The sequence below is a fragment of the Mycobacterium lacus genome (genome assembly GCF_010731535.1).
GTDB lineage: Bacteria > Actinomycetota > Actinomycetes > Mycobacteriales > Mycobacteriaceae > Mycobacterium > Mycobacterium lacus.
Map to the genome: position 1 here is coordinate 1,084,476 of NZ_AP022581.1, position 16,059 is coordinate 1,100,534.

10 protein-coding genes and 1 pseudogene are annotated in these 16,059 nt (G+C 64.4%); 2 read left to right on the forward strand and 9 right to left on the reverse strand.

The window, feature by feature from the left end; translation table 11 throughout:
- Window positions 1-237: 237 nt before the first annotated feature.
- From G6N24_RS05100 to G6N24_RS05120, 5 genes and pseudogenes are all read right to left on the reverse strand, one after another.
- Window positions 238-4,065 carry a PPE domain-containing protein gene (locus G6N24_RS05100; RefSeq protein ID WP_407938697.1) on the reverse strand — a complete coding sequence of 1,276 codons (3,828 nt, stop codon included), beginning with the start codon at window positions 4,063-4,065 and terminating at the stop codon, window positions 238-240.
- A 501-nt stretch (window positions 4,066-4,566) separates the two neighbouring features.
- Window positions 4,567-5,720 (reverse strand): annotated as a pseudogene (locus tag G6N24_RS05105) (zinc-binding dehydrogenase).
- Window positions 5,717-6,943 (reverse strand): cytochrome P450, encoded by a 1,227-nt coding sequence (locus tag G6N24_RS05110; RefSeq protein WP_085156572.1) that lies wholly within the window; start codon window positions 6,941-6,943, stop codon window positions 5,717-5,719. Before G6N24_RS05110 ends, G6N24_RS05105 begins: the two are co-directional and overlap by 4 nt.
- 252 nt (window positions 6,944-7,195) lie before the next feature.
- Entirely contained in the window at window positions 7,196-7,819 is a 624-nt protein-coding gene (locus G6N24_RS05115) for a hypothetical protein (RefSeq protein WP_085156575.1), read from the reverse strand.
- Window positions 7,816-8,430 carry a hypothetical protein gene (locus G6N24_RS05120; protein ID WP_085156683.1) on the reverse strand — a complete coding sequence of 205 codons (615 nt, stop codon included), beginning with the start codon at window positions 8,428-8,430 and terminating at the stop codon, window positions 7,816-7,818. The genes G6N24_RS05115 and G6N24_RS05120 overlap by 4 nt, the downstream gene beginning before the upstream one ends.
- Window positions 8,431-8,537: 107 nt before the next feature.
- Between G6N24_RS05120 and G6N24_RS05125 the strand changes: the two genes are divergently transcribed.
- Both G6N24_RS05125 and G6N24_RS05130 read left to right on the forward strand, forming a co-directional pair.
- Window positions 8,538-9,689: an acyl-CoA dehydrogenase family protein gene (locus G6N24_RS05125; RefSeq protein WP_085156686.1), complete on the forward strand. Its 1,152-nt coding sequence runs from the start codon at window positions 8,538-8,540 to the stop codon at window positions 9,687-9,689.
- Window positions 9,686-10,966 (forward strand): acyl-CoA dehydrogenase family protein, encoded by a 1,281-nt coding sequence (locus G6N24_RS05130; RefSeq protein ID WP_085156577.1) that lies wholly within the window; start codon window positions 9,686-9,688, stop codon window positions 10,964-10,966. Before G6N24_RS05125 ends, G6N24_RS05130 begins: the two co-directional genes overlap by 4 nt.
- Here G6N24_RS05130 and G6N24_RS05135 read toward each other — a convergent pair.
- The 4 genes from G6N24_RS05135 to G6N24_RS05150 form a co-directional block, all read right to left on the reverse strand.
- Window positions 10,919-12,880 carry a SpoIIE family protein phosphatase gene (locus tag G6N24_RS05135; RefSeq protein WP_085156580.1) on the reverse strand — a complete coding sequence of 654 codons (1,962 nt, stop codon included), beginning with the start codon at window positions 12,878-12,880 and terminating at the stop codon, window positions 10,919-10,921. The two genes, G6N24_RS05130 and G6N24_RS05135, sit on opposite strands and share 48 nt — an antisense overlap.
- Before the next feature lie 133 nt (window positions 12,881-13,013).
- Window positions 13,014-13,442, reverse strand: coding sequence for an anti-sigma factor antagonist (locus tag G6N24_RS05140; protein ID WP_139822193.1), 429 nt, complete (start codon window positions 13,440-13,442; stop codon window positions 13,014-13,016).
- A 154-nt stretch (window positions 13,443-13,596) separates the two neighbouring features.
- On the reverse strand, window positions 13,597-14,802 hold the full coding sequence (locus G6N24_RS05145; RefSeq protein ID WP_085156585.1) for an amidohydrolase family protein: 1,206 nt from the start codon (window positions 14,800-14,802) through the stop codon (window positions 13,597-13,599).
- A gap of 78 nt (window positions 14,803-14,880) precedes the next feature.
- A complete protein-coding gene (locus G6N24_RS05150; protein ID WP_085156588.1) occupies window positions 14,881-15,882 on the reverse strand; it encodes a hotdog fold thioesterase in 1,002 nt (333 codons plus the stop codon).
- Window positions 15,883-16,059: the final 177 nt, after the last annotated feature.

The following is a 16,059-nucleotide window of genomic DNA, read 5'->3' on the forward strand; positions in this document are numbered from 1 at the left end:
TTGGAGCAGGCGATCGGTGTTGGTGGTAACCCCACGGCTTATCACGTGCTGCCGCGGAGGAAGCCCGAAAGGTTGCTGCCTATGTTTGCAAAGCCCGAAACCAGGCTGGTCACCGAGAAAGGCAGTGTGCCTGTGTTGGCGAAGCCCGAGACACCGCTGCCCAGGTTCGAAAAGCCTGACGACAGTCCACCGAAATTCTGGTAGCCCGAGCCGCCCAACAACCCGGGCGCGTTGGTGTTAAACCAACCCGAGAGCCCCAAACCGTTGTTGCCGAAGCCCGAGTTGCCGCCCGCGCCCGAATTGAAGAAGCCCGACGAAGGTGCGGAGCTCGAGTTGAGGTAGCCCGGTCCCCCGGGGATCGCGAAACTCCCGATCGTGGTGCTGGGCAGGTGGATGCCGGGAATGGTGAGCGGGGGCGTGGTGAAGCCCCCGAGGCCGATCGGCGGAACAGTGAACGATGGCGTGGTGATCGGCGGGACGTTGATTTGGGGGAGGGTGAAGCCGCCGACGGCGATGGGGTCGATGGTGAATGGTGGGGTGTTGATGGGTGGGGTGGTGATTTGGGGGAGGGTGAAGCCGCCGACGGCGATGGGGTCGATGGTGAATGGTGGGGTGTTGATGGGTGGGGTGGTGATTTGGGGGAGGGTGAAGCCGCCGACGGCGATAGGGTCGATGGTGAATGGTGGGGTGTTGGGGTGGGGTGGTGATTTGGTGGGACGGCGATGGTGAATGGTGGGGTGTTGATGGGTGGGGTGGTGATTTGGGGAGGTTGAAGCCGCCGACGGCGATGGGGTCGATGGTGAATGGTGGGGTGTTGATGGGTGGGGTGGTGATTTGGGGAGAAAGCCGCCGACGGCGATGGGGTCGATGGTGAATGGTGGGGTGTTGATGGGTGGGGTGGTGATTTGGGGAGGTGAAGCCGCCGACGGCGATGGGGTCGATGGTGAATGGTGGGGTGTTGATGGGTGGGGTGGTGATTTGGGGGAGGGTGAAGCCGCCGACGGCGATGGGGTCGATGGTGAATGGTGGGGTGTTGATGGGTGGGGTGGTGATCGCGGGAAGCGTGAACCCGCCAGTCCCGATCGAATCGATGGTCAACGGCGGGGTGACGATCGTTGGCGTGGTGATCGCAGGCAGCGTGAACCCACCCACGCCGATCGGATCGATGGCGAACGCCGGGGTAGTGATCGCCGGGATGGTGATCTCCGGAAGGACTAATCCCTCGGTAGCGATGGGGTCGATGGTCACCGGCGGTGTGGCGATCGTCGGGGTGGTGATCTGGGGAAGGGTGAAGCCGTCGACGTGGATAGCGGGGACATCGATACTGGGGAGGGTGAAGCCGGGAAGGGCGAAAGGCTCGACCACGATGGGGACCGTCAACTGCCATGGGTGGATTGCCAGTGACGGCAGGTGGAGTTCGTGGAAATTCGGGTCGCCGAGGCTGAGACTACCGTTGATAACGCTAGTTCCGCCGCCTATCGGCTGAAGCGCAGGTATATTGGTCGTGAAGGATAGCTGAAACGGTATTGAAAGATTATTGACCGTTATCTCGGGTGTGTGTAGAAAGTCACTCCATCCGATACCGGGCAGCACAAATCCGCCCACATTTATTGGGGGAACGGGTATCGGCTGAGTATGTATCGCCGGTAGGCTAAAGTCGCCGACGGTTATGCCGCCTATCATCACTGGGGGAACGATCACCGAAGGAATGTGAAATCGGGGCAGATTAAATCCACTGATAGTGGTGCCGGCGGGTATCGTCAGCGACGGAATGGTCTCCGCCGGAATCTGCAACGGGGGCAAATCAAACGCCCCCACCGTAATAGGGGGAATCGTCACGGGCGGAATAATCACCTGCGGAATCTCTAGCGGCGGGAGTGCAAAAGCGCCCACGGTGATACCCGCAGGTATTGTCATCGACGGAATAGTCACCGAAGGAATCGCCAGCGAAGGTAGGTCGAAGGCGCCGATGGTGATGTTGGCGGGTGTGGTGTTGGCGGGGATGTTGAGCGCGGGCAGGGTGAGTGCGGGTAGGTCGAAGGCGCCGATGGTGATGTTGGCGGGTGTGGTGTTGGCGGGGATGTTGAGCGCGGGCAGGGTGAGTGCGGGTAGGTCGAAGGCGCCGATGGTGATGTTGGCGGGTGTGGTGTTGGCGGGGATGTTGAGCGCGGGCAGGGTGAGTGCGGGTAGGTCGAAGGCGCCGATGGTGATGTTGGCGGGTGTGGTGTTGGCGGGGATGTTGAGCGCGGGCAGGGTGAGTGCGGGTAGGTCGAAGGCGCCGATGGTGATGTTGGCGGGTGTGGTGTTGGCGGGGATGTTGAGCGCGGGCAGGGTGAGTGCGGGTAGGTCGAAGGCGCCGATGGTGATGTTGGCGGGTGTGGTGTTGGCGGGGATGTTGAGCGCGGGCAGGGTGAGTGCGGGTAGGTCGAAGGCGCCGATGGTGATGTTGGCGGGTGTGGTGTTGGCGGGGATGTTGAGCGCGGGCAGGGTGAGTGCGGGTAGGTCGAAGGCGCCGATGGTGATGTTGGCGGGTGTGGTGTTGGCGGGGATGTTGAGCGCGGGCAGGGTGAGTGCCGGTAGGTCGAACGCACCCACCGCAACGTTGTCGGGTGTCGTCGTGGCCGGCAGCGACAGCGACGGAAGGGTTATCGCGGGCAAACTGAAGGCCGGAACCGATATTCCGGGTATTTCCAGGGCCGGCAGCGTCAGATCGGGTGTCGTGATCGTGAAATTCAGACTGCCCTGGCCCACGCCGCGGTAGAAAACTCCATTATTCAAATCACCCGTGTTGAACAGGCCATTATTCATGTTGCCTATGTTGAAGGCGCCCGTGTTGATGTTGCCAGTGTTGAAGAAACCGGTGTTGGCGGTGCCCGTGTTGAACGCTCCAGTGTTAGACGCCCCCGGATTGAAGGCGCCCATATTGTAATTGCCGGTATTCAGGCTGCCGGTGTTCGCATTACCGACATCGAACATGCCAGTGTTGAACGAGCCGGTGTTGAAGAACCCCGTATTGGCCTGCCCCGAATTGAAAAGGCCGGTGCTGAAGTTGCCGGAGTTTCCGATGCCGAAGTTTCCGGTGCCGGAGTTGAAGAAGCCGATATTTCCGGTGCCCGAGTTGAACAAGCCGAGGTTGGCGCTGCCCGAGTTCAGCCCGCCGATGCCGATCTGGTTGTTGCCGGTGAGGCCGATGCCGACGTTGTTGTTGCCGGTATTCGCAATGCCGAAGTTGCCGAGGCCGGCATTGGCGAACCCGGTGTTGAGAATGCCTATGTTTCCCCAGCCGAAGTTGCTGCTGCCGGCGTTGCCGGCGCCGATGTTGTTGTTGCCCAGGTTTGCTGGGCCGATGTTGTTGCTGCCGAGGTTTCCGGCGCCGAAGTTATAGTTGCCAAGATTGCCGCTGCCGATATTTCCGATGCCGTTGTTTGCGTTGCCAACGTTGCCGGAGCCAACGTTGGCTAAACCGAGGTTCGGGGTCGTGGCCGATGCGGCTGGTACGGCGGCCCCGAGTGCACCGACCATTCGGGTCGGCAGATCCGCCGGATTCTGCAACGGGCGGGTGAACGGCGTGAGCGCCGATGCGACCGCCGACGCTCCGGCGTGATAGGCAGCCATCGTCGACACATCGAGAGTCCACATCTCCTCGTACGCGGCCTCGACGGTCGCGATCGCCGGGGCGTTTTGCCCAAAGAGGTTCGACATCGCCAGCGACACAAGGTCAGCACGGTTGGCCGCCACCATCGCCGGTTGCACCATCGCCGCCTGCACAGCTTCAAACTCGGCCACCATCGCCGCGGCCTGGGCCGCCGCCTGCTCGGCCTGGGCCGCCGCCTCGGCAAGCCACCCCGCATACGGAGCTGCCGCAGCAGCCATCGCCACCGACGACGGCCCCTGCCACGATCCGCCGACCAGTCCGGATATCACCGAGCCGAAAGAGGCTGCAGCCGAGCTCAATTCCTCGGCCAGTCCGTCCCAGGCCGCCGCGGCCGCCAGCATCGGTCCTGGTCCGGCACCAGCAAATATGAGAGCCGAGTTGATCTCCGGAGGCAACATTGAAAAGTTCATCGTCCCAACCTTCTCTGGGGATCCGGTATTGACCGCTGCTCAGAAACTCGCGCTCGGCGAGTGCGTTGTCGTGAAGCTACTCTGTGATCGTCGCGGCCGGATGAGATCACTCAGATTTCAAATGATTCATAGACTTCGTAAATCTGATTTACAGCAGGTTCGTTCGAGTCGCTCTACGCAGTTGGGGGGCCGCGGCGAGCGGAGCGAGTCTGCCTTGTTTTGTGGTCCTGTGGCCCTGGGGCTGGGCCGGAGGGACGATGAATCACACGGCGGGCCGCATCGGCCTGCGCCGCGCCGATGAACGGGCCGCGTCGCGGGCTCAAGCGGATGTTGGCGAAGCTGGGCGGGAAAGGCCGCCCAGCGTGTGCTAGAACCGGGTGGACCGACCATCGGGGACCTGCCACAATCAACGCCGCACCCGAGCCGGGCCGCCGTAAGTGGCCTGCCGTCGAGGGTGTTTTCGAGTTGCCGTGGGGGAGCGGGCAGGTTGTGTACGCCGAGTCAGCTGATCACGAAATCGATAATGCCCCTGATGATTTCACCGTTGCGCAGGTCATCGTAGGCACCGTTGATGTCATCCAAGCGGTAACGCCTGGTGATCATCTCGTCGAGCTGGAGCTGACCCGTTTGGTACAGCATAGCCAGCCGGGAGATGTCGGCCCTCGGGTTGCACGATCCGAATATGGTGCCCGCCAGCGTCTTGTTCATCGGGATGAAGTCCTGCGGATCGATCTTGATTAACCGGGTCAACTGCGAGGCCATGCCGGTGAGCACACAGGTTCCGCCCTTGCGGGTGAGTGGCAGAGCGTCGCGCACATCGTCGGCGGTGATCAAGGACGGGGAGACGACGACAGCATCGGCCATGACCCCGTGTGTCAGGCCACGCACCAGATCCAGTGCCTCGGCCACTGTTGCGACGATGTGCGTCGCGCCGAACCGCAGGGACGATTTCTGTTTGAAGTCCACCGGATCGACCGCGACGATGTGCGCCGCGCCGTTGATCTTCGCGCCCTGGATCGCGCCGGTACCGATACCGCCGGCGCCGAGGACGACGACCGTGTCTCCGCCGCCTACCCCGGCCCGATTCCCGGCCGAGCCGAGCCGGTCGGGATGGCGCAGGACAGCAGCGCGCTCGGCGCCAGCGGCAGCTGCGGCTCAATCTTCACGAGTGAATTCGTCGACACCACAGTGTGTTCGGCGAACGCACCGACCTTCGCCAGATGATCGAGCGGCCGACCGTCGGCGGTGTGATGGCGGAATGTGCCCTCGGTGGGCATTCCCGGGACCATGGTGCCGATGCCGACGTCGCAGAGGCGTGGTGATGTCCTTCGCCGCCGTATACGGTCGGTGCCGCTGGTGTGCGACCGGCATGGAGTGTCACCCGGGGCGAAATCGGTGACGCCGTCCCCGATTTCACGCACGACGGCCGAACCCTCATGGCCGCCGATCGTCGGGAACATGGTTGGCAGGCCGAGGGATCGCATCACCTCGTTACGGGCCGACATGTCGCCCTTGAGGATGCGGTCGTCGGAGTGGCACAACCCGGCGGCGGCCATCTGGACCAGGACTTCGTCGGCATGCGGTGGATCCAGCTCGAATTCCTCGACCGGCCATGGCCCGCCGACGTCGTGCAGGATTGCCGCGCGACTTTTCATGCGGCCGGCGTGAACGTGACCGGAAGCTTGTTGGGTGACCGGAAGGTGAGTCCGACGATCCTGGATGCCTCGCCGGTTCCGTCGTCGGCAACCAGTGCCAGGTCCTTGACGCGGTCGAACAGGCTGTTCAGCATGACCCGAGTTTCCAGCCGGGCCAGATGCATGCCAAGGCACATGTGGATTCCCCCCGCGAACGCGATGTGGGCATGCCGCGGCCGGCGGATGTCGAAAGTGTTGGGGTCGGGCCAACGGCTTTCGTCGCGGTTGGCCGAGCCCGTGCACAGGTCGATCTGTGCGCCGGGAGGGATTGTCGTGCCGCCTATTTCGACTTCGGCGGTGGTGGTCCGCGTGACCATGGTGAGTGGCGTTTCGACCCGCAGGCCCTCTTCGATCGCGGTGGGGATCGCCGACCGGTCCCGGTAGACCATCGCCAGCTGCTCGGGGTGGGTTAGCAGCAGGTACAGCAGGTTGCCCGAGGAGCGGTAGGTGGTCTCCAGCCCGGCCGGCAGCAGCAGGCGCAGGAAGGCGATGATGGCCTCGTCGGTGAGCTTTTCGTCGTCGATCTCGGCGGCGACCAGGTCGCCGATGATGTCGTTGGTGAGTTTGCGGCGACGCTGCTGGACCTGGTCGAGGAAGTAATCGTGCAACTCTGCGGCCGCGTTCAGCCCAGCCACGATGTCGGCCTGAATCGAGATGAGGTCAAGTGACAGCCGCCGGAACAGGTCGAGATCCTTGCGGGGCAGTCCCAGCAGCGTCGCGATGATCCGGGTCGGGAACTCGAACGTCAGCGCCTTCACCAGGTCGGCGCGGCCGTCGTGTTTGATTTCGTCGATCAGCTGGTCGCAGACCGGCCCGATGACCGACGGTTCCCAGCGTTCGAGCGCGGTGGCGCGAAACGCCTTGGCCACCAGGCTGCGGTGGTCGTGGTGCTCCTTGCCGCCCATCGCCAGGATGGTGTGGCCCATCACCAATCCGATCGTCTTGTCGTAGTTGGCCGAGGTGAAGGTGCGGTCGTCGCGGAAGGCCTGGAACACGTCGTCATAGCCGAACAGCACCCACTCGTCGTTTGGCCGCAGTTCTTCGGGCATTTGTGAGTGGTCCGCCAGGGAACCGTGCCAGACCGGATGGGTGCGCCGCATGTACTCGAAGAATGGGTAGGGACTGGTTTCGCCGGTGAGGTCGAGCGCGACGGGCGGGCCGTCGGGGTGGGTGCGCAGCGTCATCAACGGCCCTCCTGAGCTGGAATATCGTTATCATAGTATAGATAGCAACGAAGCCCAACGGATTTGTGGTGGTCGCCGTGATGGGCACGGTGTCAACGCGACCGTGCTGTACGGGCGGCCACCAGGGCCCTTCCCGGAGAACGGCCGGTCGTCGGTGACGAGCACGCGGCGCCGGACGTGCACTCAGGGCGGAATCTCTGACAGATGATTTTTTCGCCCTGGGTGCACGCTCGGCGTTGGTTGGGCCTAGGGCTATATCGGATCGAACTTGGTGATCAACCATTTGCCGTCGACACGGGTCATGGTCACCAGCACGCTGCTGGCCGCCACCGCCGGCTTGGGGTTCTCCTTGGTCGTGGTGGTTTGGTCGACGAAGACGAGAACGACGGCCGAATCGTGCTTCAGCTCCGATACCGCGGCACGCATCACCCGAGCCGTGGTCTTCAGTGACTTCTGCTTTGCCGCCGGTGCCACGATCTGCGCAGTGAAGTTGTTGTAGTACAACAGGAAGTCCCCGCCGAGGTGCGTTCTGGCGGCGGCGAAGTCGTTCTCGAGGGTGTCGGGTGAATAGGACAGCAGCGCGACCGTCCCTTCGGAAGCCGCGGCTGCCGCCGCGCGCGCGACGCCGGGGTCGGTCTGCCGGTCGGGTCGGTACTCGTTGTAGAACAGCCACGTCGCCACGCCGGCGGAGACCACCAGGAGCAGGACCAGAATCACCGGCACGGATCTCAGACCGCGCACGAGTCGCCAAGGGTCGCGCCGCGGCCGATCTGCCGCCGGCTCGGCTTCCTCGACACCCTCGCCGTCCGCCTCGTCGACTTCGGTTGCGGCGTCGGCATTGTCGGCCGCTTGCGGGTCGTGCGCATCATCCGTCACGGTACGAACTCAACCTTCGACATCTTGTACTGCCCAGCGTCCGCGGTCACAGTCACTCGGAGCCGCCACGCCTGTGGTTCTCCCTTTGCGCCAGTGGAATTGGTGACGCGCGATGTCGCCGAGACCAGCACCACGGCGGACTGCTCGTCCATGGACTCGACGGCCGCGGCGTTAACCGTTCCCTGGGTCACCACTTTGGACTGCTCGACCACCTTCGTGAAATCGGCTGCCCGCTGCTGGAAGTCGTCCCTAAAGTCACCCGTGGAGCTGTCGATCACTCGCTGGACGTCTTCCTTGGCCTTGTTGAAGTCGAGCGAGGTCATGTTGACCACGCCGCGCTTGGCCCCGGCGAGAAACTTCGCGCTGAGCTGCTGGCGGTGTTTGGCGTCGTTGTGGTGCCACACCATGTACCCGCTGAGCCCCACGAAGGCGCAGATCAAGAAGATTGCCGCCACCTTGGCGAGCGTGGACAGCCGCGGCAGCCGGGCCCGCAACCGGCCACGCCACGAGGGTGTGGCCTCGGCGTCTTCGGCATCGGCTTCTTCGGCCAAGGCCGTCGCGTCGGCTTCTGATTCCGGCGAATCCTCCGGCGGCTGCTTCGTGTCAGACATCGCGGTCACCGCCCGTCAACACCATTATCGACTGAACTCCGGTATCTCTTACGGTATTGCTCATTGCTAACATCAGAGTCGCCAGCGAACCCTTGACAAAGAGCATCATGACCGCCGTCGACTCTCCCGAAAAGATACTCTTCGCCTCGACCACCCAGGCATTTCTGCACAGGGAAGCGCCGCTGCGCTACGTCCGTGAGCTGCATGCCGCGGGTGTGTCCTTTGATCCCGCGTGGTGGCGGCGCGCCGCCGGACTCGGGTGGACGGGCTTGCTCGTTCCGGAGGCGTTGGGCGGCGGCAGTGTGTCGGGCAACGGTGTCGCGGATCTGGCCATGGTTGCCGAACAGCTCGGCAAGACGGTCGCGCCGGGGCCGCTGTATCCGGTCAGCACCGTGCTCGCGGGGCTGGTCGACTGCGCCGAACGGCAGGCGCACGCGGCCACCATCGAGTCGTTGATGTGCGGTGAAACGGTGGCGTCGTGGGCGGTTTGCGAGCCGGGCCGGGGTTGGGCGCCACTCGATCCGTCGGTGACCTTCACGCCGACCGACTCCGGCCACCGCGGCTACCGCATTCAGGGCACCAAGGACCGGGTCGAGGCGGGGGCTCAAAGCGCGGTGCTGCTGGTGGTGGCGCGATGCGCCTCAGATGCCGACGAGGTTCGCCAGTTTCTGGTTCCGACGGACGCGCCGGGCGTCCGGATTTCCGCCCAGCAGTCAATCGATCTGGTCAAGCAGTATGCGCGGGTGCAGTTCGACGGTGTGGTCGTGCCGGCGTCCGCGGCTGTCGGCAGCGCCGCCGAGACCGCCGCGCTGATCGATCGGCAGAGCCAGATCGCCCAGGTGCTGCAATGCGCGGAGGTGGTCGGCATCGTGCAGACGGTGTTCGACTTCACCGTCCAATGGGCGCTGGACCGGTACACATTCGGCCGTCCGCTGGCTTCCTACCAGGCGCTCAAACACGGGTTCGCCGACATGAAGATGTGGCTCGAAGCGTGCCGTGCGACCACAACGGCGGCGGTTGCCGACGTCGCGGCCCGCTCACCCGCAGCCGGCCGGTCGGCCAGCGTCGCCAAATCCTACGTGGGGGAGATGGCGGGCCAGATCGTTCAGCGTTGCGTACAGATGCACGGTGGCATCGGCGTTACCTGGGAACACGACCTACATCTGTACCTCAGGCGGGTTACGTTGTACCGGGCCATGTTTGGCACACCGGAGGAACACAACCTACGGGTGTACGAGGCGGCGAGGGCGGCCAGGTGACGCCCACCGAATCCGTTGCGGAATTCGCCGCCCGGGCCAGAGCGTGGCTGGCGGACAACATGCCTCGCATCGACCCGGATTCGCCTCCGGCTGCGCCTCGCGACGATGAACGGTCCTGGCAGCGAGCCCGAGAGCTGCAAAAGCGGCTCTACGAAGGCGGATTCGCGGGTATCTGCTTTCCCCGTGAGTACGGGGGTCTGGGTCTGGATTACGAATACCAGCGGGCATTCGACGACGAATCCCTCCGCTACGAGATGCCGTTGATCCTCAACACGCCGACGTTCACCATCTGCTGCGCGACGCTGCTCGACACCGGTAGCGAGGAGCAGAAAACGCGGCACATCTCCGCCGCGCTGCGCGGCGACGAGGTGCTCGTGCAGCTGCTGTCGGAACCCAGCGGCGGGTCGGATTTGGCCGGCGTCCTCACCCGGGCCGAACGCCACGGTGACCGGTGGGTGATCAACGGCGCCAAGACCTGGAGCACCAGCGCATTCGCTGCGGACTTCGGACTGTGCCTGGCCCGCACCGACTGGGACGTGCCCAAGCACGACGGCCTGACCATGTTCCTGGTGCCCATCGACCATCCGGGAATCACGTTGCGCCGCATCACCCAGGTGAACGGATCCACCGAATTCTGCGAGGAGTTCCTGGACGGAGTGGACGTCGGCGACGACGCCGTCGTCGGCCAGGTCAACGACGGGTGGGCGGTGGCCTCCCGGCAGCTGTACCACGAGCGCCGCGCGGTCGGGCAGGGCTCGGAGTTTGCCAGCGGCAGCGGCAGCGAAGGCGGCCACACGACGCCGGTCGACTACGCCGAACTGGCGGAGAGGACCGGACAGGCCGACAGCGAACGGGTGCGCGAGATGGCCGGTCGGGCGCTGGTGCACCGCGCGGTGGCCGAGCAGCTGATCGACCACGTTTATCGCAGCGTCCGGGATGGCACACTGCCGCCGGCCGGCGGAACGCTCATCAGGCTCTTCCACGCCGAGACCGTGACGTGCGAGATGGATACCGCGCTCTCGATCGCCGCAGCGGCCGGCGTCGTCGGGGAGTTCGGCCAAGGCCTGCAGACCGGGCTGCGCTACCTGGCCCGGCAGTCGGTCGCCATCGGCGGCGGCACCACCGAGATGGCGCGCAACGTCATCGGCGATCGGGTGTTGAACTTCCCACGGGAATACGCCGCGGACCGTGGGATGCCGTTCAATCAGGTACGGCACAGCAAGGCGCGCTCAACCTTCCGAAACGAGGTTCTCCGTGACGCTACTGATGACGGGTAGCTGGACCAGTGACAGGACGTGGTGGGCCGGGCTGCCGGGTGGCGCGAGCAGAACACATTCGCACCCCTGCCGGCGAGCCCGGTCGCACGCGTCGGCCAGCGCGCTCACGCCCGCCGATCCCAGCTGCGTGACGGCGCTCAGGTCGATCGTCAAAGACGCTATGCCGGAACGGCTTTCGAGGGCTAGCTGGCGGTCCAGCGTCGGTGCGCTGCCGGAATCGACGTCACCGCTCACGACGACGCGGCCAGGGTCGCTGACTGAGCAGATGAATTCGCAGTCGATCGCCGGCTGGTCGACCGAGCGGCTGACCAACGTGTCGGTGACGAACTCGGCGGGTCGTGAGAGGCGATGCGTCAGTGAGGCAGTTGTCCCATCGGTCCCATGCGTGACGTGCACCTCGGAGACCAAGGCTTCGGCCATCGCAAGCCCACGCCCGCGGCCCTGCGCACCCTCGCGGTGATCCTTCCATTGCCCATGGTCGATCACGGACGCCCGCAGGTTGCCATCGCCAGCCAGCGTTGCTTCGACGACAATGCCGTCGGGAACCTCGGCCGTATAGGCATGCTCGACGGCATTCTCGACGAACTCCGAGATCGCATGCACGATATCCGACACATCGCCAGCGTCGGCACCGATGTCCGACAGCCAAGTTCGAATCCTGGCGCGAATCACGCGTGCGGCATGAATCGTCGCATCCACTTCCGTCTGCAGCGGTGGCGTTGGCGTCTGACGTTGCACCGCAAGCAGGGTGACGTCGTCGCTGTAACCGGTGGAGCGCAGCAGCAATTCGAGTGTCTGCGAACAGATGCGGTCGATGGGACGGCCCGCGTTGTCCATGGGAAAGCCGCGGCCACCGACGAGATGTGCTGCCAGGTCGGCGAATTCCGTGGTGCTGGCCGCCAGTGGCTTGCCCGGGCGTTCGATGAGGCCGTCGGTGTAGAGCAGGATCATGTCGCCCACGTCGAGCGTTTCGGTTCGCACCGGAAAACCGCGGCCGCTGCCGAGCGGGCCAGCACCGGTTGGTTCCAAATACCGCGCGTGTGCGTCAGCGGTGACCAGAAGCGGCGGTGGATGTCCCGCGGTGCAGTACTGAAATTCGCCGGTGTCAAAGTCGAGCGAGCCGACACACACCGTCGCCGACTTCGATCCGGGCACCTGCTTGTGAAAGTGGTCCAACGCCTCGAGCGCTTCGACGACAGCGCGCCCCGCCGAAATCTGCATCCGCAGCGCGGTGCGTAACTGTGACATCACCGCCGCGGCCGCGACGCCGTGCCCGACGACGTCACCGACGACAAGCACCAGTCGATCCCCGAGGGGGACCGCATCGAACCAGTCGCCGCCGGCTGCGGTGTCCTCGGCGGCGACGAGGTACTTCGCGGCAATGTGGGCGCCGGGCACCACGGGGACGGACGGGGCCAACAGTGCCTGCTGCATCACGGTGGCCGAATCGCGGACGTGCTGGTACCGCTCGGACAGCTCCTGCACCTGCGCCTCGGCGGCCTGTCGTTCCCGTACACGGGTCGTGACGTCGTCGAAGACGAGCTGCACCCCCTCGATGGACCCGTCCGGCCCGCGGCGCGGCGTGACAAGAAAGTCGAAAAATCGTTCTTGTATCCCGGAGCCGTCATAGTCGGCGTGCAGCCGCCATTCTTTTCCAGATTGCGGCTCGCCGGTTTGATACACCCGATCGAACATGTCGTAAATGAATTGACTTTCGAGTTCGGGATAGACTTCCCGCGCGGATCGCCCAATAGGGGTGGGTGTGGGACTCAGCTTGCGATAGGCGGCGTTTGCCGCCACAAAACGATGGTCAGGCCCCTGCAGGCCGACCATCATTGTGGGGACGTTCTCAAAGACGCGCCGGACATCTTCGGCCGCGCCGACCGTTTTTTCCCAGTCCATCTCGGCCGCCACTTGGCCGTACCTCCTGCGGACCGCTGTCGCAAACAAATTCGGAGTGTGCTGACGCATTAGCTACGCAACACCGACTACGTTAGCAACGTTCGCGTGCGGAGCACGGAATCTTAAACTCCTGGTTTGGGCCGGTCTAGAAGGCGGCCGCCAGGGCAGCGTCCGCGGTCGGGTAAACAGGCAGCCGGTCGCGGAATCCGCAGGCGTGGACGATCCGGGCGACACCCGGGTGGCGGCTCACCAGGCACAGGCCGACGCCCCGACGGCGGCACCGGTCCGCCTCATCGGCCAGCGCCGCGAACGCACAGCACGCCATGAAGTCCAGCCCGGTGACATCGATCACCAACGAACCGGGTGCGGTGACGATGATGGCGACCTCGCTCAACAGCCGTCGCCAGGTTCGTTCATTACAGGCGTCGACCTCACCGCCCGCGTAGACGATCACCGCCGCGTCGCAGCGCTGTGCTGTAGCCCGCAACGTGCTGCGTGCGTCGCCGAGTTCGGAGACCAGCTGGGTGCTCAACATCAGGTGTGGAGACGATAGTCTTGTGGTGGCCAAGCTCATGGTGCGCTTCAAATCGACGGACGTCTAGTGCGCCGCAATGGATGCGTGTCTTATTGTCTGGAGACGGACTCGTCGCGTTTGTGTCTCATTTCTATAACGGACAGGGCGGTCTGTCTACACATCGCAGGCTAAGAGAACGGTGAGGCTCGCCCGATTACGCGCTGACCGGCTTTGACACCGGCTTGGAAACCTTCATCACCTTCATCATGTTGCCACCCATGATCTTTTCGACGTCTTCGCAGTCGAATTCAGAAAGTTCGTCGACGAAGGTGATGGGGTCTTTCAGGCCTTCGGGGTGCGGCCAGTCGGATCCGAAGACCACCCGGTCGGTGCCCACCATCGTGACGATCTCGGTGAACCGGTCCTCCCAGAACGGGCTGATGTACACGCAGCGCTTGAACGCCTCGATCGGATCCTCGCTGAACGCGTGCGGCATCTTCTTGTAGACGCCCTTCAAGCCCTTGAACAGGTGCGGCACCCAGTCGGCGCCGTTCTCGATCGAGAGGATCCGCAGCTCCGGGTTGCGCGACAGCGCGCCGTGGCAGACCAACGCTCCCATCGCATCTTCGATCGGCCGATGGCCCATCGCCAGGCTCCGGAAGGCGGTCGGCTTGAACGGCAGGAATTCGTCGCCGGGCTCCCACACGTTGAGCAGCTCGGAGTAGCCGCTGTCGGAGGCGTGCATCGAGACCGGGATCTCGGCCCTGATACAGGCCTGCCAGAACGGGTCGAACTCCTCGAAACCGAAGGACCGGCTGCCGCGATAGCCGGGAACCGGCGCCGGGCGGACCAGCACGGTGCGGGCGCCCCGCTCCAGACACCATTGGAGTTCTTCGAGCGCACGGTCGACGATCGGCAAGGTGATCACCGGGGTAGCGAAGATGCGCTCCTTGTAGTTGAACGACCAGGTCTCGTGCATCCATTGGTTGAGCGCATGGATGACGTCGTGGGTCATCTCCGGGTCGTCCTTCATCCGCTCTTCGACCAGGCTGGCCAGCGTGGGGAACATCAGGGCGTAGTCGATGCCCAGCTCGTCCATGACCTCCAGGCGCGGGCCCGGCTCGCGGAAGGCGGGAATCGCCTTCATCGGCTCACCCATCACTTCGCGGTAGCTCTTGCCGCCGCTGCCGTGGCGGAAGTATTCCTCTTGTGCACCCGGCCGGGCGACCACCTCGAACGTCGGGTTGGGGATGTATTCGCTGATGTGGCCGCGAACCACGATCTTGGTGCGGCCGCGCACCTGCACGTAGTCGATGACGTGCCTGCGGTTGTCCGGGAGGAACTTGGTGAGCGCTTCTTGCGGTTCGTACATGTGGTTGTCGGCGTCGAACACCGGAAAGGGAAGCTCGCGTGACGGCATGGCGATCTCCTCGCAGAAGCCTCGGTCTCAGTAGCTGGTAATGACGTTACCACTTCTGTACAAGAACGTATACGGGGGCTAGGCCCCGTTGATAATGGCGAAATTCACGGTCGCGGTGGCGGCAAGTTCGTCGCCGTCGCCGTATATGTCGACCTGCATGACCATCGCCCGGCGGCCGGATCGCAACATCCGGGGCACCGCGAGTGCCGACCCCTGGCGGATCGGCCGCAGGTAGCGGACGAATAGGTCGGCGGTCGTCATCGTGGTGCCAGGCTCGAGATACTCCAGTCCGAAGTGGCCCCCCGCCACGTCCACGAGTGTGGCTATCAAGCCGCCCTGAAGCGCGCCGGAAGTGTTGACCACATGCGGGCTGACCGGCATCGTCATGGCGAACGCGCCATTGTGGGTTGTCGGGCGCATGCCGATTTGGGCGAACAGCTCGGCCAGGGAGGGCACGACCGACTGGTCGTCGCTGTCTCGGATGCCGAGGGCGCGGCTGCAGAAGTCGTAAAGCTGTCCGGCGTCTATCGGTGTGCCGTTCAATTCGGCGCCCAGCCAGTGCAACCGGAGCGCACCCACCACCGTCTGCATCACGATCGCCGCCGCGGCCCCGACATCGAGGCCCGGGTTGAAGACACCCTCGGTGATGCCTTGCCCCACGATGTCGCGGATCAGCTGATGCAAGGGAGAGAGCACACGGGCGTATTCGCGCGGCCGGGTCTCGGCGAGGTGCTGGTTGTACAGACTCAACGCCCGATTGAGGCTGTCCTGTGTGGTCGACTCCGGCTGCGCGCTAATGCGATCGATGACCAGCTTCAGCGCGGCGGTGCTGTCCAGGCCGGTGGTCTCGGCGCGCCAGGCCTGCGCGGTGCGCGCCATGGTTCTGTCGAACAGCGCCAGCAGCAATTCGTCTTTGCTGCTGAAATGCTGGTAGAACGCCCGCAGCGAGGTCTTCGAGCGCGCGACGACTTCCTGCACCGTGAAGTCGGTGCGTCCGGTTTCGCCGAGGATTTCGACCGCCGTCTTGATAAAGCGCTCGGCGCGGGTCACTTCAGCTCCATCGTCGCTAGGGCCGGCCATGGGCGAATTCTCCTCTTTCGGTGCGCTGTGACAACGCTTCGAGAATGAGGTTACCGCGGATACCCCGAGGCCACGGACCTCGATGGCAACCATGCTCTTCTACTGTCCGGTTACCGGGGTTCGGGTGGGACAAGGCGCACTGGACGCGTCACGTGGTCAACCCGGTCGACGGCCGCA

What these genes read in the sequence shown, in the direction of transcription:
- G6N24_RS05140 (WP_139822193.1), bottom strand. Translation starts at nt 13,442, where the DNA reads ATGAGCTTGGCCACCACAAGACTATCGTCTCCACACCTGATGTTGAGC.
- G6N24_RS05145 (WP_085156585.1), bottom strand. Translation starts at nt 14,802, where the DNA reads ATGCCGTCACGCGAGCTTCCCTTTCCGGTGTTCGACGCCGACAACCAC.
- G6N24_RS05150 (WP_085156588.1), bottom strand. Translation starts at nt 15,882, where the DNA reads ATGGCCGGCCCTAGCGACGATGGAGCTGAAGTGACCCGCGCCGAGCGC.
- G6N24_RS05125 (WP_085156686.1), top strand. Translation starts at nt 8,538, where the DNA reads ATGACCGCCGTCGACTCTCCCGAAAAGATACTCTTCGCCTCGACCACC.
- G6N24_RS05120 (WP_085156683.1), bottom strand. Translation starts at nt 8,430, where the DNA reads ATGTCTGACACGAAGCAGCCGCCGGAGGATTCGCCGGAATCAGAAGCC.
- G6N24_RS05110 (WP_085156572.1), bottom strand. Translation starts at nt 6,943, where the DNA reads ATGACGCTGCGCACCCACCCCGACGGCCCGCCCGTCGCGCTCGACCTC.
- G6N24_RS05100 (WP_407938697.1), bottom strand. Translation starts at nt 4,065, where the DNA reads ATGAACTTTTCAATGTTGCCTCCGGAGATCAACTCGGCTCTCATATTT.